Here is a 20598-nt window from a genome sequence, read left to right on the forward strand (position 1 = left end):
CTACTGCTCGGCCGGAGTCGCTTCAAACACCACCCGCCCTCCGACAATCGTCGTTCTGACCCGCCCCTTCACCTTCCATCCGGCGAACGGCGTGTTCCGGCTCTTCGACTTAAACTTGCTGGGATCGACCTGCCATTGCTCCTGAGGATCGACGATCGCCACATCCGCATCGGCTCCGACAGCCAATGTGCCCTTCTTAAGTCCGAAGGCAATCGCCGGCGCAGTCGCCAGCTTATCGACCGCCTGCTCCAACGTCAGCACACCTTCCTCCACCAAAGCCAGCGTCAGCGAAAGCGCCGTCTCCAACCCGACAATGCCGAACGGCGCCTCGGTAAAGTCCTGCTGCTTTTCCTGCGTGGCATGCGGCGCATGGTCTGTGGCAATGACATCGATCGTCCCGTCGCGCAAGCCCTCTTTAATCGCCTGCACATCTTCCCCGGTCCGCAACGGCGGATTCATTTTCGCCAGTGTGTTGTACCCGCGCACGATATCCTCTGTGAGGGTAAAGTGGTGCGGGCAGGCCTCTGCTGTTACCTTGATCCCGCGAGCCTTCGCTTCGCGAACCATCCGCACCGACCCGGCAGTACTGATATGCGCCAGATGCAAGCGCGCGCCGGTGAGTTCTGACAGCGACAGATTGCGTGCGACCATCACATCTTCCGCCGCAGCTGGAATCCCAGGCAGCCCCAGCTCCGTAGAGATCAACCCTTCATTCATGCAACCGCCCTCGGCAAGATGCAGATCCTCGCAGTGATCCACCACCGGGATGTCAAAGGCCACCGCATATTCCATCGCCCGCCGCATCACCAGGCTGTTCATGACCGGCTTGCCGTCGTCGGAAATCGCGACACAACCGGATCGATGGAGATCGCCGATTTCCGCCAACTCCTTGCCTTCTGAACCTTTTGTGATGGCACCGATCGGCAAGACATTCGCCAACCCCGCCGTGCGCGCCCGATCCAGCATGAATTCCGTCACCGCTTGATTGTCGTTCACCGGCTTGGTATTCGGCATGGCACAGACCGTGGTAAATCCGCCGGCCACCGCCGCGGCGCTGCCGCTCTGAATCGTTTCCTTATACTCAAACCCCGGCTCGCGGAAATGCACATGCAAATCCACAAATCCAGGCAAGACCAGCAGCCCTTTCGCGTCGATGATCGTACAGCCGGCAGGAGCCTTCAGATTCGCCCCCACTGCCGCAATCTTTCCCTGATCGATCAACACATCCGCCGCACCGTTGACGCGTCCCGGATCAATGACCTGTCCGCCCTTAATCAATATCGCCACGATTTAGTTCGCTCCTGACATGAGATATAAAACACCCATGCGAACGGCGACGCCGTTCGCGACTTGATCCAAAATGACCGACGACAGACTATCCGCCACTTCCGGCGCGATCTCGACTCCGCGATTGATCGGACCGGGATGCATGACAATCGCTTTCGGATCCGCCATCTTTACACGCTCCGACGTCAGACCGTACAAACGCGCATACTCGCGAATCGTCGGAAACAGCGCCCGCCCCTGCCGCTCAAGCTGAAGCCGCAACATCATGATGACCTGCACATCCCGCAGGCCGTCGTCGAGATGGTGAAAGACACGCACCCCCATCTTTTCAATGCCCAACGGAATCATCGTCGGCGGCCCCACCACACGGACTTCCGCGCCTAGCTTGGTCAAGGCCAATATATTGGACCGCGCCACCCGGCTATGCGCCACATCCCCGACAATCGCGACACGCAACCCCTTGAAGGCCATCCCCCGCTCTCGAATCGTATAGAGATCGAGCAGCGCCTGGGTTGGATGCTCATGCCAGCCGTCGCCGGCATTGATGACCGAGGACTTGACCCCGCGCGCCAAGGTCTCGGCCGCGCCCGCCGACGAATGGCGGAGCACGATAATATCTGCCTGCATGGCTTCAATGTTGCGCGCCGTATCCAGCAAGGTTTCGCCTTTGACGACGCTGCTCGACGAAGGAGAAAAGTTAATGACATCCGCGCTCAGTCGCTTGGCCGCCAATTCAAATGACGTGCGCGTTCTCGTGCTCGGCTCGAAGAAGAGATTCACAACCGTCCGTCCGCGCAACGCCGGCACCTTCTTGATCTCGCGCCCGCTCACTTCCTTGAACGAATCGGCCGTCTCAAGAATGAGCTGAATATCTTCCACCGACAGCGGTGCCAAGCTGAGCAGATTTTTATGTTTGAGACTCATGGCATCCTCCGCATCAGCTCTTCAGGATTACCACACGATCATCTTCGCCTGCTTCTTCCAACAGTACTTGCACTTGTTCGTCTCGCGAGGTGGGAAGATTCTTCCCGATATAGTTAGCCTTGATCGGCAACTGCCGATGGCCGCGATCGACCAAGACGGCCAATTGAATTTCCGCCGGACGTCCCAGATCCATCAAGCCGTCCATCGCCGCGCGAATCGTGCGCCCGGTAAACAGCACATCATCCACCAGCACGACAATCTTGTCGGAAACATCGAACGGCACCGACGTCGTGCGCAACACCGGCTGTTCTTTGCGCAACGATAAGTCGTCCCGATACAGCGTAATGTCGAGATCCCCGATCGGCACAGGCGCCTGTTCGATTTCCTGAATGCGCTTCGCTAGCCGATGGGCCAGATGCACCCCACCCGTGCGAATCCCGACCAACGCCAGATCCTTCACGCCCTTGTTCCGCTCCAGAATCTCATGCGCCACACGGGTCAGCGCCCGGGCAATATCGCCCGCATCCATAATCAACCGCTCTTGCTCACGATTCATTACAGATCCCGCCATTCCTGAATTGTGGACATAAAAAAACCCTCTCGCTGCGCTCAGCAAGAAGGTTCGGTTGTGGGGACCGGCCGTAGCCGGAGATCGCTGTCATAGAAGCTCCTTACTCACCTCTCAGGATGAGCATTAAAGGCAACTGGATCTTACTGGGGCGCGCCCCGACTGTCAAGCTCGGCACGTCCAATCCGAGCGTCGAAGGCATGTCGAGTGTATGCGTAACCAAGCAACGAAACTCATTCGCCTGAAACCTGCCGCATCTCCGACACTAAAGCCGGCGCAAATGACAAGACCTTGACGCTCTTCAACTAAACCTGAGTCGGTTTCGTCAAAACAAAGAGTCCCGATGTCGCTTCTTATCCCCTAACCACTGTTAGAGACTCTTACCGTTGGCATCTCACGAGAGAGTATAGCCGCGCGCAGATAAGCAAGATCGCATTGCAGCATCCGCATCATGCTGGCGAGAGATCATTCCTGCCACTATGAGTCCTGATGCTGCCGCAACGCCCGCAATTGAAAATCCCATGAGAGCCTTCCCGCCATGTTGAGGGCTAGCATCAGGAAGTGGCTGGCCAGGTAATCGCTGCTTATACTCAACGATGGCTCCTACTACTACGAGGAGAAATGCAGCACTCAATGGACCATATAAATCGCTAAAGGAAAACTTGGGCCGTTTAGATTCAGCCCACTCATAACATTCGGCAAAGTCTTGTTGAAATTTCTCTTGCTCTGCTGGGCCAAGGAACTGAGAGATTGTCTCAGGGTGAATCGTAGTACAAGCACTTAATACGGCAATTACGACTATGCGAAACCCTCCAGTCTTCAATGGAGTTAATGATTTCATCTGCTACGCTGGCATCTTACCTATTCGAGAGGTCTACATCCAGCACGCCATCCGGCTTCAACAATGCCAACATGCAGATGACTTGATCGATATTGATTTGGGTTCATCGATGGGAAGAATGCCGCGCGCAACACCAGCATCCGTTGCACGGGAGCACCAACCCACACTCGAACCATTTTCTCATCCCCCTCTGCGGCACTCGCAATACATTTCCCCTACTAAATGACTATAGATGACATTAGGCTGCCTAGCTTAGTGTGCCCACATCTATCCATGGGGAAACAATATGCATAAGAAAACCGTCAGCCTGTGTAGCATCCTCTTCTTGACTCTTTCCCTTTCGGCCTGCAGCGGCGGTGGGAGTGATAGTCCAACGCCGCCCGCATCGGCATCAGCCACATCAGCGGAGGGCTTATGGAATGGCACAACTAACAGTGGCCGCTCAGTAGCCGGACTTGTTTTACACGATGGAACCTATTGGTTCCTGTATACCCTGATGGGCTATCCCTCGGTCGTTGCTGGAGTCGTTCAAGGAAACGGCAGCTCGCAAAATGGCTCACTCACATCGTCAAACACCAAGGATTTCAATTTGGAGGGGCTGGGAATACTTGATGCCTCCATCAATGGCAGCTACGTCATGAAGCAATCGCTGAACGGCACCATTGTCATTGCGAATAACGGTGGGCAAAGCACCTTTACCACTACTTACAATACCGACTATGACATTCCCCCAAACCCTGCCCTTCTCACAGGAACCTATACAGGCTCAACGGCGACCACCGGCGGAGTTGAGGCTGTGACCCTGACGGTATCTGCGCCAGGAACAATTACGGGAAGCAGCGCGAGCCTGTGCAGCTTTACAGGCTCATTCGCCCCACGGAGCAGTGGAAATGCGTATGACGTATCAATCACCTTCGCAGGCGGCGTGTGCTCGAATGGAACAAGTACTGTAACTGGAGTAGCGTTTTTCGATGCCGGAACAAAGAAGCTGTACAGTGCGGGGCTCAATAGTGGCAGGACGAACGGATTCGTATTTATTGGCACCAAGCCTTGACCAGCTCTGCTAAAGGCATAGGGGCCCAAGAAATCATTTCAGGGTTCAATAGAGCCGACATGCAGCTAACTTGATCGACCTAGGTTTGGTTTCGACGGGTTCACTGAATGAGGGACGGCCTTACTGCTCCTCCTGCGCACACATTTCTTTCCACGCTGCAAGCTGATCCAATTTACCTAGTTTGGTCAGATAGGCTTCATCGATTGGAAGAGATGTGGCCCCCTCTCCGGCAGGCTGCTCACTCTCAACCAGCACATTGGCCACATGCACCGCGGTGAGCGGACTGAAGGCCAGTTCGTCGCAGGCAGATGGCCGGTGGTGATAGGCAACGGCTTCGACGATAGCTTCGCCGACTCCCCACAGTCCCAACAGATAGGCCCCGACTTCGGCATGGGTGACGCCGAAGACCTCCTGCTCCGCCTGCCAGTCGAGCAGGCCCCTATCTTTCTGAAGCCCCAATACCTGTTGGTACCCGTCAGGCAGGTTGCTTGCCAGCACCAGCATGCCGATATCGTGCAACAGTCCCGCCGTGAACGCATCATCGATCATGGTCTGCGGAGCGCGCTCTTCCTTTGCGATCGCCTTGGCGTAGCCGCTGGTTTTCAAGCCGTGTTGCCACAAGGCCTCGAGTGAAAAACTCGGCAACGCCTTGGCATCGAACTGGGAGAACGCCTGCATGGACAGCACGAGAGACCGGATCGTGTCGCTGCCGAGTAAGGCCACCGCCTGCTCGGAATTCGACACCGTGGTGCGCAATCCGAAAAAGGCGGAGTTCACCAGTTGAAGAATCTTGGTCACCATCGCCATGTCTTTGGAGATGATCTTGGCGATCTTCTTGAGGGAGGCGTCGCCGGAATGGATTTCATCCATCAATTCTTTGTAGAGGGCCGGAAGACTAGGCAGATTTTTGAGATTCGTGACAATCTTGCGCACGTTGTCGTCTGACAGTAACACCCGCAGCCCGCAGGCGCGAGTCATGATCGACCGCAAGAGTTGTGCGTCAATGGGCTTTTCAAGAAACTGATGCGCCAGATCGGTCGAACGCAGGCCCAGGTTCTGCCCCTGCTGCCCGGAGAAGGCGATCCGTACCATCTGCGGATACCGCGTCTTGGCTTCCTTCAACAGTTGGAACCCGTCCATCCCCGGCATGATCATGTCGGTCGCCAGCACATCGAAGGCATCCTGCTCCAGTACGGCCAACGCATCCGGCGCGCTTTCCACAAAGCGCATGTCCCACTCACCCTTGATCGGGTCGAGCGTACGTTGCAGCATGCGCAACACTTCCGGCATGTCATCGACGAATAAGACTCTCCGCATAGCCCTCTCCCTCTTGGCGTACGAAACCATTACCAGTATCGGTTTGGGAGAGAAACACTTGAGTGGAACAGGGAATGAAAACTCAGGGGCGCTTGATTTCTTCGAGCGCAAACTGCTTCGGCAGCATGACGGGGAGCACTAATCCGATCGGATCGCCACGCTTGATGGTGGTGGGCTTGTGGAGCTGGAGCAAGAAATTGGCGGTGAAGGCTTCGTAGTCCGGCAACCAGTCGTACTGATTTGGTGTCCGCTTGTATTCTTGAGTCTTGATGCCTTCCCAGATGGCATAGGTGCGCTCAGGGTAATGATAAAAGTGGTTGGGGATGTCCTTCATCATCAGCCCGACATGCTTGGGATAGTAAAAGCGAATCCCGCAACAGAGCTTGGGATACCCGCTGTTCAGAATCAAATCGACGTAGGTCCCGGAAAACGATTTATATCCTAGCAGCCGCTCTTCGGGCTCGATCGGGGGTGATTGCCACCGCACACCCTCGGCTGTCCGCCGCAACTTAATATCCGCCGGGCACCGGATCAGCCAGCCATAGCTACCGACGGTGCGTACCGGCCCGCAGTCGTCCGGCAACACCTTGTACCCACTAGCGGCAAGCCCGCGCTGTTCATCGAGCGTCATGTTGTTCAGCATCGGGCGATGCGGATTGAAATCCAGCTTGAGCCGCTCCGGCGCGAAAGCGGTCGAATACTCCCGCTCCCAATAGATGACGACCTTGTCGCCGCCATCCTCAACCGGCACCTGCTCTGTCGTTGGCTCACTCATAGGTCTGACAGTAATCGAAGGAGACGGATCGGCGCAAGGGGCCACGTGGTAGCGCTATCCTCGGCGTACATGAAACAGCGTCACCCCGCTCCGCAGTTTGGCCTTCGGCAAGATTGTTTTATGCATCGCAAACGTGGGCAGTCGCTCAACCGCTTCCTCCCAGCAACGCTGCAAGCCGGCTCTGCTCAGCTCATCGCCCATCCGTGCCGGCCCGACGATAAATGCGTTGCCGCCCGCCTTGATGCCTTGCGCGAGCGCGCGTACCCGCGCTGCGAGAGCATTTCCCTGCTCGAACTCGGCATAGGGAATCCAGACATAGACAAGGTCATACGACTCGCCTTGAGACGTTGCAGACGGGAGCATGAATCTGGTTCGCTGCAACCACTCCCAACGCTGCAATTCAGCGCACACCGTCCAAATCTGCTGTGCCTGTTTGTAGGCAAAGGGCGGATGCGAGATGTGCGCGACGACTTCGCGCGGACGATCGAATGGCACACAGGTTGAGATCACCGCATCCCCGTTATCAATCAGAATACGCTCTGCTCTCATCAGGATCTGCCCGATCTCGCGATCCTGCTCGGCGAGATCTTGCAGATAGTCCGCGACAAACGGTTGAGCCGCCAATTCTCCGACTGCGGTCTCATCCTGCGGATACAGCAGCACCGCTCCGAATACCTCTGCCGGTTGAACAGCGGGCACCGCCGACACGAACACCGATCGCCAGTCGACCGAACTCGGCGGGGGAACGACCGGAGAGGATGTCACCCTTGCCAATTCCTGTGAGAGCGGCACATCCTTCTTATCGTCACGATCACTCAGATGCAGGTGTCCATCGACGATGACGGCCGACCGATTCCACGCCACCATCCGCCGCCCCTTGGGATTCACATACGACAGCCCCGCCGGATCGTCGGCGCACGTCACCTTCAGCAACACCGCTCCCTGTACCGTCACGCACAGACGATGCGTCTCATCGAAATAGCGTAGTGGCGGCGCCGGCGCCGGCAGCCACGTGACTCGATGAGAACGGGAAGGGTCCATGAACAGCGCGACAGGATCTCCGCCGGCGTCGGCCTGCGGCGTGAAGAAACTGCTGAAGAGACGAAAGGCCGCTTCGGATGGATAGGTCGGAATGCCGCGATAGCGCAAGGGACGCGAACTCGGTTGCCCCACGTTCTGGTCATCGTAGAGTCCGCGAATCAGCTCAAACGCCGCCGACCCGGTGCCCGGCAGGAGCGATTTGAAGAGTTCGACGACGGGCAGAAAATCGATCTGCTCCCAATGCATCGCCCCCATGCAGGACATGAAGCGCGCCGATTCGAACGTGCCGTCTTCCAGCACATAGAACGCATCTTTCCGATGCCGGATCGTCGCCTGTCCATGCGCATCGATGACCAGATCTTCGTCGCCATAGAAGAACCGAACCTCTTCGATCGGCACTCGCATCGCCTGCGCCGCCATGTGGCGAAGATCTTCCGCTTTTAGGCGCTGCCAGCCCGGCTTCGTCGCTAGATTGAGGCGAGTTTCATTGACCAGGCCGCCGGGTTTCAACCCGACCCACCGCCCCCAGTCCAGCCAAAGGCGTGCACGAACCAGCACCGTTCTTCCACGAGGATCGACGCTCCACTCGCATTCATGCAAGGGATGGCCTGCAGGATCGGTCGCGAGAAATCGCCGGCCATCGGGCCGATAGAAGATCAGATGTCCGGTGGATTGGCGAACGACCTTTCCGCCGGACTGGTCAAATTGACGGGCCAAGGTCTGATTGGCAGGAAACCGGAGAGAGTCGGAAGACGCTAGTGCGGTACGAACAGGGTCGCCAGCCATTTACTCGCGGATCTGGCCGCTCCCCAGGACGATGAACTTTGAACAGGTGAGCTCTTCCAGCCCCATGGGACCACGAGCATGGATGCGGGAGGTGCTGATACCGATCTCGGCACCGAGCCCGAACTGATAGCCGTCATTGAGTCGCGTGGACGCATTCACCAGCACCGCCCCCGCATCGACTTCCCGCAGGAACCGCATGGCCCGCTGATAGTTGGTTGTGATGATGGCTTCGGTGTGCTGCGACCCGTACTTGGCGATATGTTCCATCGCCTCGTCCATGTTCTTCACGACCCTCACGGCAAGGACCAACTCTAAGAACTCTTTTCCAAAATCATCGTCGGCCGCCGGCTTCGCGTCCGGCAGTAATTGGCAGGTCCTAGAGCATCCGCGCACTTCCACGTTCGCAGCTTGCAGCTTTTCCATAAGGCGCGGGAGAAACGTCCTGGCAATCGTTTGATGGACCAGCAAGGTTTCCATCGCATTGCAGGTCGAAGGCCGCTGGGCTTTGGCATTCACACAAATTGCCTCGGCCATGGCCTGATCGGCATCCGCATCCACATAGATATGACAAATCCCCGCATCATGCTTGACGACCGGGATCGTCGCGTTTTCGGCGATCGTCTTCATGAGGGAAGGTCCGCCACGCGGGATAATCACATCGATATAGCGATCCTGCTTCAGCAAGACCGGCACGAGTTCCCGATCCGGGCGATCGACAAAACTGATGGCGCCGGGAGGAATCCCAGCCTTCTCCGCGGCTTCGGCCAACACAGCGGCAATGGCCGTATTCGAATGAATGGCCTCGCTCCCGCCGCGCAGCACACAGGCATTGCCGGACTTCAAGCAAAGCGCAGCAGAGTCGGCCGTCACGTTCGGACGAGATTCGTAGATGATGCCAATGACGCCGATCGGCACACGCACCCGACCCACTTGCATTCCGTTCGGCCTGGTCCACATCTTCGGCATGTCGCCTAAGGGATCGGGCAGCTTCGCAACTTCCCTGATCCCCGCCGACATGTCGGCAATCCGCTGCTCCGTGAGCCTGAGACGATCCGCCATGGCGGCTTTGTCCGGATCCGTACCGAAGGCATCAACATCTTTTTCATTGGCTTCGATGAGAAGGGTCTGCTTCTCATCCAGCGCATCGGCCATGGCAATCAAGGCATTATTTTTCACGACCGTGGAGAGTGTCGCCAGACGACCGGCCGCCTGCCTGGCCCGTGTGACCAGTTCATGCACATAGTCGGGTATGGACAGCGGCGGGACTTCCTGAACGTCCTTCGTCTCAGGAGACTCAACGGCGGCTAACTCCTGCTGTTCCTCATCGGAGATCATGCGTATCGCCTTCTCTGTGAAAAAGTGAACGGGCGACAGGATACCGCGCGGGTTTGAAGGGGGTCAAGACACCATCTGCCCCCCCTGCACCAACGAGAACTCCGTACAGGCCGTTTAGGGTCACGAAGGGAGGCCAGCGATGATGTATGTGCCAGATTAAGGAGCGGTTGGATAGACGGGAAGTCCTGCCTGAGGAGGACTCATACCGGCGGGATTCTGAGGGGCCATCGACGCCGCTCCTGGGGAAGCACCCTGCGGCCCGGCTGATCCTGGAACCATGGCTCCAGGCCCGGCCATTCCTACGAATGTCGCGGAAGGATTAGGATGCTGAAATACCCATTCATAATGTGATTTGCGTCCATCAAAGTGCCGAACCGCTGGAGGGAAATTGTGCTGCCAAATCGGCTTGCCCTTGCTCTTACTCCTCACTCCCATGATCCCTCCGGTCGGTGCGCGAACTAGCTCCCAGTCGCCATGCCCCACGGGATCCCCATAGACCTTACGCAGAAACGGTTTTGGCGACCGGGTAAGCTCAGCCAGTGTTTGGGGATACACCTCCCCTGGAACCACTCGCCCCGCCTTCATGCTGGCCGAATAGAACGCCAACGCGTTCTGAATCTCAATGCCTTTGGATATTAAATCGACTTCTAATTCTCGCTGTATCATCACTTTCCACTGCCGTGCGGCCATGGTCGTTCCGAGACCGATAAGTACGATGGTAAACATCAACACGACATAGGAAAACCCCTGCTCGGCTGCTCTGTGCTTGAGGACTGATCCTGCCATGGGGCTATGGCTGCGGTTCAGCCGCATCCTCTGTGAGGGGAACCGTATGGTCCACACGCGCCTGAGTATCTCGCAGCGTCACGCTTTCCGGAGTGATGGCTTTCACCACAAGATGCCGCTCCAAGCGCTGACCAACCCGGCTGATCATTACCTCTTCATTCTTACTCAGGACGGCCGTATTGCCGGAGTTCTCGGTCGACTCACCCATCCGGACAAATCCCAAATACCGATATTGATCCAATTCCAGAGACGCCGCTTGTTGCTGCAACGCCTCTTCAGAAGCTTGATTGAGCTGCCCACTATCCGATCCGTCACCGGACGCCGATAGCGTTCCATCTAAGCCGGATGCCGCAAAGATATTTCGAGGTGCGGTAAACGTTGCCTCACGCTGGGTTCGCGCGGACGCCAGCTGTTCGAGATGGACTCGTAATCCACCGGTTCGGGATATCGACCGAGCGAGCGACGACACGGGGCCCGAGGTATTGACCAATGGCACACGCACTGGGTCAGGCAGTGTGCCCCACTGCCAATAGGCCACTCCGCCCCAGAGCGCCACCAGTCCGATTGCAATAAGCGCTTTCCGTTTTGCATCCATCTATTTCTGTCCGTCCGATGAAGGCTTCGCAGCTTCTCCACGCAAATACGTCACAATCTTAATGTTAAAGGTCAACTGTTGATCGCGTGAACTGGAGGAACCAGCCAACTCTAGGTCTTCAATAAACAGCAGCTCCTCGGCAGTTTCAAGATCATAGATAAACCGCCTCAGATCCTCATACCGCCCGGTCATGGCTCCCTGAAGCACCCCTTTACTCGTATTCGTTACCGCGGTCGACTCAGTCTTGTAAGACAGTGCCGGCAGCGTCACATGGTCGCGCTCCGCCTCTTCGGATATCCCTAAGGCCAACGGAGCAAAGTCACGCTCGACCGGGAGAACGGCCCAGACCTGACTCACATCCTTTCGCGCCTTCTTCGCTTCCCGATGCTGAGCCAACATCTGGCGCGCAGCTCCCCACTCTTTTTCGATCTGGATCCGATGACCTTCAACCCCACGAACCCCAACCGTATTGACCAGAACCAGCCCTCCCAGCAACAACGCAGCCAGCCCAACCCACGGCAACAGCGGGGCATACGGCTCGGACAACATGCGCCGCAACCGATCCGTCACTTACACGCCCTCCCGCCGATACCTAACGGTTACATCGAACTCCACCAAACCGCTTGGTCCAACTCGATGCTGCGCTAACACCGGGTCTTTGAATTTGGGATGGTCTTGCAGTCCGACGGTAAATGCCGTGAGATCTTCCAAACTCGTCGCCGAGCCGGTCAGATGAACGAGCGACCCTCCGGACTCCAACCGGACACTGGTGAGCGCCAAGCGTGGCGGAAGCGCTTGCTCCAACCCTGCTAAAAACGCCGTCCAAGAAAATGTCCGCTTCTCAAGCAGTTGATTGGCCAACGCAACTTCTGCGGGTAACTGCAGCAGCGCCCGCTCGGACAGATCGATCCCCTCTTGAGTCGCCTCGGCTATGAGCTGCTGATCCTGCTGCCGCACATGCTCCAGCTCGGCACTCATTTGCAGAAGATCTTGGTACCCGAGAACCGTTCGGGCCATACTCCACGCGATCGCCACGCAGAGCGCCAAACAACCGGCCATCAGCCCCAGCTGGAGCGGAAGCAGATACCACCGAAATCGGGTAGCGAGAGAAATCTGAAAATATCGATGGAGCCCCATCATACGCGCCACGCGATCGGCGGCGCAGCTGATGCCGTCTCGAAGCGCCACCATCATGACAACACTCCCGCCAATGCGGCAAGGGAATCCACACCCTGCCGATGCTCCCCGTTCCCCCAACCGCGCGATTCAATATCCTCCCAACCCAGAGACTCAACGGACAGCGCCAGATACTCCTCGAGCTTTTCGTGCAACGCCACCATATTGTCAGCACACAACACGACACGGTGCACCGATACTCCCGAATGGCGCTGCTGGCACATTTCCAGCGAAGCGGCACATTCCTCCGCAATTTTCTGCAAGCCGGTATCGGCGCCACTCAACGTATCCACGGTCAATAACTTGCACCGATAGAACAATAAGCGACCCTGCTGAAACACCATGGCCGTCAACGCTCGATCAACCAGGCTGATCCACAGCAGGTCATCGCCTTGCCATCCCGTCCGCCCGGCCATTTTGACCCATAAGTCAAAGAGCCGCAGGCTCGTCAGTCCCACATCACGCGGAACCAACCCGACGCTTTCACAGACTGATTCATACTGACGCAAAACCGATTGATGGACCGCCACGGCCAGTACCGACTGCGCCGCGCCAGCGGCACGCGGAGACCCGCTAAATACTTGCGAGATCATCGTCGTTCCGGTGAGTGGGAACAGCTGCTCCTGGCCGAATCGCCAGCGGATCAACGCCTCGCGTTCATCCGCACGAGCCGGCAGTTGATCCAAATGCAACACCACGGCCCGCACCGCCGCATCCGGCAGCAGCAAGGTCACTGGACGCGGACCGTTGGCCATCACAACCTGCCCCAAGATCCGAACATCATGTGGAGGACCAACTAAGCCATGAATTTTCGCTTCCACGACCGGCAGCTGAGCAAGATTCGGTTCAGCCGGCGACGGCTTGACCGCGCCCTCAGGAAGCGGGGAGGTTACGCACCGATATCCACGTCTACCACGCCAATCCGACTGCGTCTCCGCCCAGGCCACGGACTCCACACCGACCTTGAGACATTGTCGCGGCCGACCGCTTATCCATCCCCACATCCCTCACCCCTCCTCGCTGAAGGTCACGCGATTGATCTCACGCAGCGAGGTCTCTCCCTGCAAGACTTTCTTGATCGCGGATTGACGCAGCGTAATCATTCCGTCCGTCACGGCGCGATACCGGATTTCCGACAAGGGCCGTTCCGCCAAGATCATCTCCTTGATTTCATCCGTCAGATCCAGAAATTCAGTAATACACTTCCGCCCGCGATACCCGGTCCCCATGCAATTCGGGCAACCCTTCCCCTGATAGAAAGGCGTATCTTTATATTGCTCATAGTCGAGACCCGAATCCTCTAAGAGCGATTGTTCAGCCGCAACCGGCACTCGGCATGAGGGACAGAGAATCCGCACCAGTCGTTGGGCCAATACGCAATTCAACGCCGCGAGAAAATTGTAGGCATCGATGCCCATAGAGGCGAACCGTCCGATGACATCGAACACATTGTTCGCATGGACCGTCGTGAGCACCAAATGCCCGGTCAACGCGGACTGAATCGCAATCTGCGCCGTCTCCGCATCACGAATTTCTCCGACCATGATCTTGTCCGGATCATGACGCAGGATGGACCGAAGCCCTCGCGCGAACGTCAGCCCCTTTTTTTCATTGACCGGAATTTGCACGATTCCAGCCAGCTGATACTCAACGGGATCTTCAATGGTAATCAGCTTGTCTTCTGCCGTATTCATTTCTGAAATCGCAGCATACAAGGTCGTCGTTTTCCCGCTTCCGGTCGGCCCGGTCACCAACACCATCCCGTACGGTCTGACGATCGCCCGGCGAAACCGCTTCAGATCTTCAGGATTGAAACCCAACCGCTCCAGACGAAGGGCCGAGACCCCAGTAGTAATCGCCTCACGGTCCAGAATACGGACGACGACAGATTCGCCGAAGACGCTGGGGAGAATAGACACGCGAAAATCGACGGTCTTGCGATCAAGCCGCATCCGGAAACTGCCGTCCTGCGGTACTCGCCGCTCCGCAATATCCAGCTCAGACATAACTTTCAGCCGAGACACCAAGGGCGCATGCAGACGGATATCCAACGGTTCCATGGCGGGAACGAGAATACCATCCACACGCAGCTTCACTTTCGTGGCTCGATCCGAAGCTTCAATGTGAATATCGCTCGCGCGACGCTGCATCGCACTGAGCAAGATCGAATCCAGCAGTTTCACCGCCGGGCTTTGATCCTCGGCCACATGATTGACCGTGAGCACTTCCTCCCCGCGGTCGTCCTCTTTGACCAGAACGGACCGATATTCCGCTTCCAACTCCCGCAACGCCTGGCTCGACCCCTCACTGCGCTCAAGCGCGGAGAGAATCGCGCTTCGCGAACTCACCACGCGGGCCAACGGCTTGCCGATCAGCAATTCCAATTCATCAAATCCCAACACATTCTGCGGATCCGCAATGGCAATGGTCAGGACGCCGGCCCGCTCCCCCATCGGCACAAACGGATGGCGCTGCATGAGCTTCACGGAGATAGATTCATAGAACTGCTGATCGACGCGATACTCGGTGAGTGGGTCATAGGGAAGTCCGTACTGTTCAGCCAGAGCCTTGGCAAGCTGCTCTTCCGAAAGCACCCCTTCACTCACCAATGTTTGGCCAAGCGCGAGGGACACTCCACCTAGGCGGCGAAGCGTGTGCTCAATCGGCTCCCGAGCAAGGCCATGGCGCACCAAGACCTCCACCAATGTAGGACGGGTCGCACTACGAGCCACTACGCACCTCACGCCTACGGACACCGTTCACCATGTTTGGAGCAACGACCTTCATGACGCCCTACCCAATCGTGCCGGCCATCTGAAATACCGGCAGATACATCACAATGACGATGGCTCCGACGAGCACTCCCATGACCAGCAACAAGACCGGTTCAATCCACGTGGTCACTTGAGACAACCGCGTATCGAGATCGGCTTCATAAAAATCCCCGACATCTCGCAACATGCTCTCCAATGAACCGGTTTCCTCACCGACCGACACCATCTCAATGGCCAGTTTCGGCAAGATACGCGGACGCTCAAGCGCCGTCGCCAGCGTGGCCCCCTCACGAATCTCGCTTTCGGCTTCATCCAGACCTACCCTCACCCAGCGATTAGAGACCGCACCGCGTGCAATATGCAGCGCCTCTACCAGAGGCGTGCCTCCGGCCAGAATGGTCCCCAAGGTTCTGGTCAACTGCACCGTGTGGTGCTTCACCATGATCGGCCCGATGAGTGGAAGTGCGAGCAAGAAGCGATCGATCGTCAATCGACCGGTCGGAGTCGCATAGTAGGCCCGCAAGGCCAATCCACCCGCGCCGAGAATGAGTAGCGCCGGAATCAGCTGCGCCTCGCCATGCCGCACAACATCCATGAGTAATTGAGTCGCCCAAGGGAGTGTCTTCGCATTCTCCCCATACACAGACACAAACGTCGGCATCACAAAGGTGAGCAAGAAGGCAATGACACCCACTCCGATCAACACCAAAAACAACGGATAGGACAGGGCCTTCGTCACTTTTTGGCGCAGCGCCATCATCAGCTTCAGATACCCGATGTACCGCTGCAGCACCTCGGGAAGATTGCCCGATTGCTCTCCCGCTTTGACCGTTGCAATATACAACTCGGGGAAATAGGTGGGATGTGTGGCTAACGCGTCGGACGACGCCGTGCCTCCCCGAATATCCTGCCGTACCTCCCGTAACGCCTGTTGAAATCCCGTGTGCTGGGCCCGCTCGATAAGCAGCTCCCACACTCGCAACACCGGCAATCCCGACTTCACCAACGCCAGAAACTCCTGGTTGAAAATCAGAAACTCTCCCAGAGGAAGCTTTCCCCAGGATCGACTCGGGGCAGGCTGGCCGGAGACTGCACCACTTCGTTGATGCAGGGTGAAAACCAAGAGGCCTTGAGACTCTAGCCTTCCACGCACCGCAGCCTCTTCGACCCCTTCGATTTGTCCGTCAACGATAGAGCCGTCAGATCGAGCAACTCTGTAGGTGAAGATGGCCATGAATAGGTACCTGCGTCCCAGAGAGACGGGGCGTTTGGTTACTCAGCCTTATCGAGTGGAGACGTCCCGGATGCGACAGGACTGGGGAGCCGAAGGGCTTGCCCAATGAGAATTCGACTATCGGCTAACTCATTTGCGACCATGAGTTGCTGCACCGTGACACGAAATCGCTGCGCAATACTCCACAGTGTATCCCCCGGCTTCACCGAGAGACTGGCAGGACGGGCGGCCTCCGCCGACAAAGGCTCTCTGCTATCAATGATCGCATCGGATGGCAGCGTCTCAGTCGGAATCACGTCCGCGCGCGACGTCTCAGCGTTATGAGGGGAGGTATCCATGTTGACAGGACGTACTGCGGACGGGCGGGTGGTTGCCGAAGACAGGCTGGCCGGTGCGGCACCAGTTTCGCCACCGCGCTCAAACTGCTTTCCCATCTTCGCCAGCTGTTTCTGGAGTTGTTTGAGCTGGTTCTGCAACGCCGTCCCGGCCTGAGAAACCCGCTGCCGCTCAGTTCGAGATGAGGTGAGCTCCTCGCGCTGCAGATCAATAATATGCCGGGCCTCTGTCAGCCGCCGTTCCGCTTCTCGAATTCGCCCTTCCATCTGTGCGCGGGCGATTTGGGAATCTGCCAGCTCTTGCCGCCTAGACTCGAGTTCCGATCGAAGCTCCGCAATCATGCGCTGGGAGTCACGGAGTGAGGTCTTCAGCGTATCCACCGTCAGCTGAAGGTCCGACACCTCCTGCTCGACGATGGGTTCGAGCGGTCCGCACCCGGCGAGACTTATTCCTCCGAGCAGGAACCAGACCGCCCCTGCACCCAGTCTTCTCCGACACGTAAAGCCAGAAACACTGGCAAGCAAATTATGAACTGATCGTATACGCATAGACAGCATTACCATTGATTGTAGGCGGTCCCGGTTGTTCCGACAAGGTCAGACCCGGAATAGACATCAAAGATGCCACCCTCTGTCGGCTCAATGATCTCTTGCCATGTCGTTGAGGAACTCGTAAATGGGTCTTTGGGTAGCGACCGCAGATACCCAGCCACCACAAGCCCTTCCAAATTGCTCGGGTATTTCCCATGGTCAGCCCGATGGTGATCTAAAAGTTCCCGCATAGTGAACAGATCCTGCCGCAACACGGTCTCCCGCGCCTTGATTAATGAAGACTGATACGACGGCACCGCAAGCGTGGCTAAAATTCCAATAATTGAAATCACGATCATCAACTCAATAAGGGTAAAACCTCTTGCGTTGAGTGCGCCAGGCCTACCAATCTCGATACTTCGTTCCATCCAGCGCTACGGCCTCGCTTTGGGTCACCACATCATAAACATCCTCGCCGCACCAACTGGACGGCTTCGGACTGTCTTTATAACAACGGAGAATCCAGTCGATCTTCCCGGTGAGCGGGTCGACCGGCATGCCTCGAAGATATCGCCGCATCGTCGTCCCGCGAACCGTCGCTTCTTCCCCGGTCAACTTGACCCCGAGAAGCGCATCCAACGTCTTGGGATACCCATAGATGCTGGTCACATCTTTACAGGTCAGCTTGTTCTTCAAACAGACAGGCCCGAGCAATGCATCGCCATCTCGATTCCATTCCAACTTGAACGTATCAATGGCCGATCGGATAGTCCGCAACTGCTGGCGCAATTCGATTTCCTGTCGTCGTTGTGTCGTGACCTTGCTCAGGGGCATTGCGATTGAGGCGAGAATCACGACGATCGTCATGGTGACAAGAAGCTCAAGAAGCGTGACTCCCGACTCTTTCACCGGACCCTCACGACTCCCGTCCCGGTTTCGGTCGCTTGTACGGCACCTTCTCGATCCCCCGCAACGAGCTCGACCCTCACCGGAGAAACCCCGACGGCAACAGCCGCAAACGTGACCGTCACAGATCGAGGAGCAGGACTGTCTGTCTTAGACAGACGAAAGGTCAACTTCCCCGTATCCTCTCCCCCACCATTGTTTTCAGAAGCAGCCGCATCGAGCAACTCCGCATCGCCAATTCGTTTGAAGTGCAACACCAGCGGATCATATTCCAACAGGAAGACATTATCGGCCGATGCCTGAAGACGCCCATCCATGATCGAAAGCTTAATTTCTTTTCCGACATGGACCGCCGTATCGCCGGGCCGAATGGAAAGAACCGGGCCGCTGACTGCGGCCTTCATCAGAGAGGCGGCTGACGCGGTATCATTCTTAGAACGTGTACCGACCGAGGAGAGTGAACCGAGTCCGGTCTGGCTGCCGGAGAGATGCGCTAGCGTCTTCTTCGGAGCGCTTGAGAACAGCGGCGTGGTCGCATAACTCGTCTCAGTCCCGGACCAGAAGGCCTGGTTAGTTGATCCGGGCGCCAATGGGGACTGCATGATGCGAGGAGTAATCGTCAAGATGACTTCGGTCGTTATCCGTTCCGTTTTGAATGAGCTAAGCCAATTCCCGATGAGAGGGAGGTCTCCGATCCACGGCATGGTCACGCGAGTCCGGCGATCCTCCTCCTGGATGAGTCCACCGAGGACGATTGTTTCGCCGTCACGCATATTGAGCGTCGTTTCGGCCGAACGATTGCCGAAACGGAATTGCTGGATCGGTGGAGAGGCCTGTAAGGTCACCTGATCGCCGATGCGGATCACTTCCACTTTCATCTTCAAGGAAAGTTCATTGCCCAATCGGATGGATGGCTCCACCGTGAGTTTGACCCCGGTGTCCCGAAACTCAATCGACGTGACGGTTGATGTCGTCGGCACCGCCCCAGTTGCCGCCTGCCCAGGCAACACATTGGTGGTCGACAAGAGGATCGGCTGCTTGTCTCCGATGTTGATCTCAGCCTTCTTATTGTTCACCACACGCACTTTTGGCGCAGCCAGCGTCTTAGCATCAGACTCCTGCTTGAAGAAATCGAGCAAGACACTTGTGGGAAGACGAAACAGATAGCTGTCCGGCCCAAGACTCGTCAATTGGCGATACGTCATTTGGACAGGATCTGCCGCCAAGGCCCCCGTAAACCCAGGAGGAATGAGCCCGGCGCCGGCCTGCTTGGGATAATTCAAACCGTAGGTCTGGTTCTTGGTACGATTGACTTCCAGCACTTCAAGGTCAAACAGGACTTCCGGCTCTTGCCGGTCATTGGAAAGAATGATCCGCTCGGCCAAATCCAGCTTCTCCGGTTGATCGCGAATCACGATGGCATTGAGCTGTTCGTTGGCATGCATGCGTTTGGAGTCCAACATGCTTTTGAGCAGCACCAACATGTCCTTCGCTTTAGCCGTCGACAGATAAAAGGTGCGGATCATCAGGTCCTGATACTGTTCCTGCTTCTGCTTTGTGTTCGGGCTGATGATGAGAACTCCGGACGAAACCTGCCTGGAAAAGAGGCTATTGCTGTTCAGAATCAAGTTCAGCGCATCCTCAAATGGCGTATCCTGAACCCCGATAGAAATCGGATCGTTCCGAACATCTTTATCGAAAATCAGAGTAAACCCGCCGACCTTGGCCACTCCCTCCAATACCTCTTTGATCCCTGCATTCTTGAATCGCATCGTCACCGGCTGCTTCAAGCGATCGCTGCGCATGGACGCTTGCTGCTCTTCCGTCAATCGGCTGATGCTTTCAAGAGGATCCTTGAACGTAGGATCAAGCTCAGCAGCCCTGGTATAGCCTCTCATCGCCTCGTCTATTCGACCGAGCTGGGCCAACCGTTCAGCTTCACGAAAATGCGAGCGAGCCTCTTTCAATCTGGTTGCTTCCGCCAGGCCGGCCTGATGAGCAAGATTGGCAGGCTCAATCGTCAACGCCCGCTTGAACTGCTCAATCGCCAGATCCATTTGCCGTTCTTTGAGAAACGCCTGCCCACGGTCATGGTAGAGGCCTGCTGCCCGTTCCCGCGCCATCGCATACTTGCCGGTGAGCCCTGGGTCAAATGGATCGTTCTTCAAGGCCTCCTTGTAGGCAAGACTAGCTTCCTCCCAATTTCCGGCAGCCAGATGCTGATCACCACGCTTCGCATCCTGAGAGGCAAGACAGCCTGAGAGAAGAACAAAAGACAGAAGCAATGAGGCAACTTGCCCAGAGTGGGGGGAAAACCTATCGACCCGAATCAG

At 56.9% G+C, this 20598-nt stretch carries 20 protein-coding genes; 1 reads left to right on the plus strand and 19 read right to left on the minus strand.

Annotated elements, in window-relative coordinates:
• From NITLEN_RS14320 to NITLEN_RS17920, 4 genes are all read right to left on the minus strand, one after another.
• Entirely contained in the window at positions 1-1287 is a 1287-nt protein-coding gene (locus tag NITLEN_RS14320) for a dihydroorotase (RefSeq protein WP_121990313.1), read from the minus strand.
• A gap of 3 nt (positions 1288-1290) precedes the next feature.
• Positions 1291-2211 carry an aspartate carbamoyltransferase catalytic subunit gene (locus tag NITLEN_RS14325; RefSeq protein ID WP_121990314.1) on the minus strand — a complete coding sequence of 307 codons (921 nt, stop codon included), beginning with the start codon at positions 2209-2211 and terminating at the stop codon, positions 1291-1293.
• A gap of 13 nt (positions 2212-2224) precedes the next feature.
• A complete protein-coding gene (gene pyrR, locus NITLEN_RS14330; RefSeq protein WP_121990315.1) occupies positions 2225-2767 on the minus strand; it encodes a bifunctional pyr operon transcriptional regulator/uracil phosphoribosyltransferase PyrR in 543 nt (180 codons plus the stop codon).
• A 406-nt stretch (positions 2768-3173) separates the two neighbouring features.
• Positions 3174-3620 (minus strand): hypothetical protein, encoded by a 447-nt coding sequence (locus NITLEN_RS17920; RefSeq protein WP_146216201.1) that lies wholly within the window; start codon positions 3618-3620, stop codon positions 3174-3176.
• A gap of 286 nt (positions 3621-3906) precedes the next feature.
• Here NITLEN_RS17920 and NITLEN_RS14335 point away from each other — a divergent pair, with 286 nt between their 5' ends.
• Positions 3907-4674: a hypothetical protein gene (locus NITLEN_RS14335; RefSeq protein ID WP_146216202.1), complete on the plus strand. Its 768-nt coding sequence runs from the start codon at positions 3907-3909 to the stop codon at positions 4672-4674.
• Positions 4675-4794: 120 nt separating this feature from the next.
• Here the strand turns inward: NITLEN_RS14335 and NITLEN_RS14340 are convergent, their stop codons facing one another.
• The 15 genes from NITLEN_RS14340 to NITLEN_RS14410 all read right to left on the minus strand — a co-directional run bounded on the left by NITLEN_RS14340 (position 4795) and on the right by NITLEN_RS14410 (position 20433).
• Complete coding sequence (locus NITLEN_RS14340; protein WP_181416881.1) at positions 4795-5991, minus strand: response regulator; 1197 nt, start codon at positions 5989-5991, stop codon at positions 4795-4797.
• An 82-nt stretch (positions 5992-6073) separates the two neighbouring features.
• Complete coding sequence (locus tag NITLEN_RS14345; protein ID WP_146216203.1) at positions 6074-6766, minus strand: hypothetical protein; 693 nt, start codon at positions 6764-6766, stop codon at positions 6074-6076.
• Between the two features lie 54 nt (positions 6767-6820).
• Positions 6821-8593 carry a hypothetical protein gene (locus NITLEN_RS14350; protein WP_121990319.1) on the minus strand — a complete coding sequence of 591 codons (1773 nt, stop codon included), beginning with the start codon at positions 8591-8593 and terminating at the stop codon, positions 6821-6823.
• Positions 8594-9928: a glutamate-5-semialdehyde dehydrogenase gene (locus NITLEN_RS14355; protein WP_121990320.1), complete on the minus strand. Its 1335-nt coding sequence runs from the start codon at positions 9926-9928 to the stop codon at positions 8594-8596.
• 156 nt (positions 9929-10084) lie between these two features.
• Complete coding sequence (locus tag NITLEN_RS14360; protein WP_121990321.1) at positions 10085-10714, minus strand: hypothetical protein; 630 nt, start codon at positions 10712-10714, stop codon at positions 10085-10087.
• Between the two features lie 4 nt (positions 10715-10718).
• Positions 10719-11309 carry a hypothetical protein gene (locus tag NITLEN_RS14365; protein ID WP_121990322.1) on the minus strand — a complete coding sequence of 197 codons (591 nt, stop codon included), beginning with the start codon at positions 11307-11309 and terminating at the stop codon, positions 10719-10721.
• Positions 11310-11879: a type 4a pilus biogenesis protein PilO gene (pilO, locus tag NITLEN_RS14370; RefSeq protein ID WP_121990323.1), complete on the minus strand. Its 570-nt coding sequence runs from the start codon at positions 11877-11879 to the stop codon at positions 11310-11312. It lies immediately after the preceding gene.
• Entirely contained in the window at positions 11880-12503 is a 624-nt protein-coding gene (locus NITLEN_RS14375; RefSeq protein ID WP_121990324.1) for a PilN domain-containing protein, read from the minus strand.
• Positions 12500-13489 (minus strand): type IV pilus biogenesis protein PilM, encoded by a 990-nt coding sequence (locus NITLEN_RS14380; protein ID WP_121990325.1) that lies wholly within the window; start codon positions 13487-13489, stop codon positions 12500-12502. Before NITLEN_RS14380 ends, NITLEN_RS14375 begins: the two co-directional genes overlap by 4 nt.
• A 3-nt stretch (positions 13490-13492) precedes the next feature.
• Positions 13493-15217, minus strand: a complete 1725-nt coding sequence (locus NITLEN_RS14385) for a GspE/PulE family protein (protein ID WP_245924499.1) — start codon at positions 15215-15217, stop codon at positions 13493-13495.
• A 61-nt stretch (positions 15218-15278) separates the two neighbouring features.
• Positions 15279-16493 carry a type II secretion system F family protein gene (locus tag NITLEN_RS14390; RefSeq protein WP_121990326.1) on the minus strand — a complete coding sequence of 405 codons (1215 nt, stop codon included), beginning with the start codon at positions 16491-16493 and terminating at the stop codon, positions 15279-15281.
• A 38-nt stretch (positions 16494-16531) separates the two neighbouring features.
• On the minus strand, positions 16532-17377 hold the full coding sequence (locus tag NITLEN_RS18325; RefSeq protein WP_219999462.1) for a LysM peptidoglycan-binding domain-containing protein: 846 nt from the start codon (positions 17375-17377) through the stop codon (positions 16532-16534).
• 8 nt (positions 17378-17385) lie between these two features.
• Positions 17386-17787, minus strand: coding sequence for a prepilin-type N-terminal cleavage/methylation domain-containing protein (locus tag NITLEN_RS18720; protein WP_121990327.1), 402 nt, complete (start codon positions 17785-17787; stop codon positions 17386-17388).
• Complete coding sequence (locus tag NITLEN_RS14405; protein ID WP_181416882.1) at positions 17762-18268, minus strand: type II secretion system protein; 507 nt, start codon at positions 18266-18268, stop codon at positions 17762-17764. Before NITLEN_RS14405 ends, NITLEN_RS18720 begins: the two co-directional genes overlap by 26 nt.
• On the minus strand, positions 18265-20433 hold the full coding sequence (locus NITLEN_RS14410; RefSeq protein WP_181416883.1) for a secretin N-terminal domain-containing protein: 2169 nt from the start codon (positions 20431-20433) through the stop codon (positions 18265-18267). The genes NITLEN_RS14405 and NITLEN_RS14410 overlap by 4 nt, the downstream gene beginning before the upstream one ends.
• Between the last annotated feature and the right edge of the window lie 165 nt (positions 20434-20598).

The organism is Nitrospira lenta (assembly GCF_900403705.1).
Taxonomy (GTDB): domain Bacteria; phylum Nitrospirota; class Nitrospiria; order Nitrospirales; family Nitrospiraceae; genus Nitrospira_D; species Nitrospira_D lenta.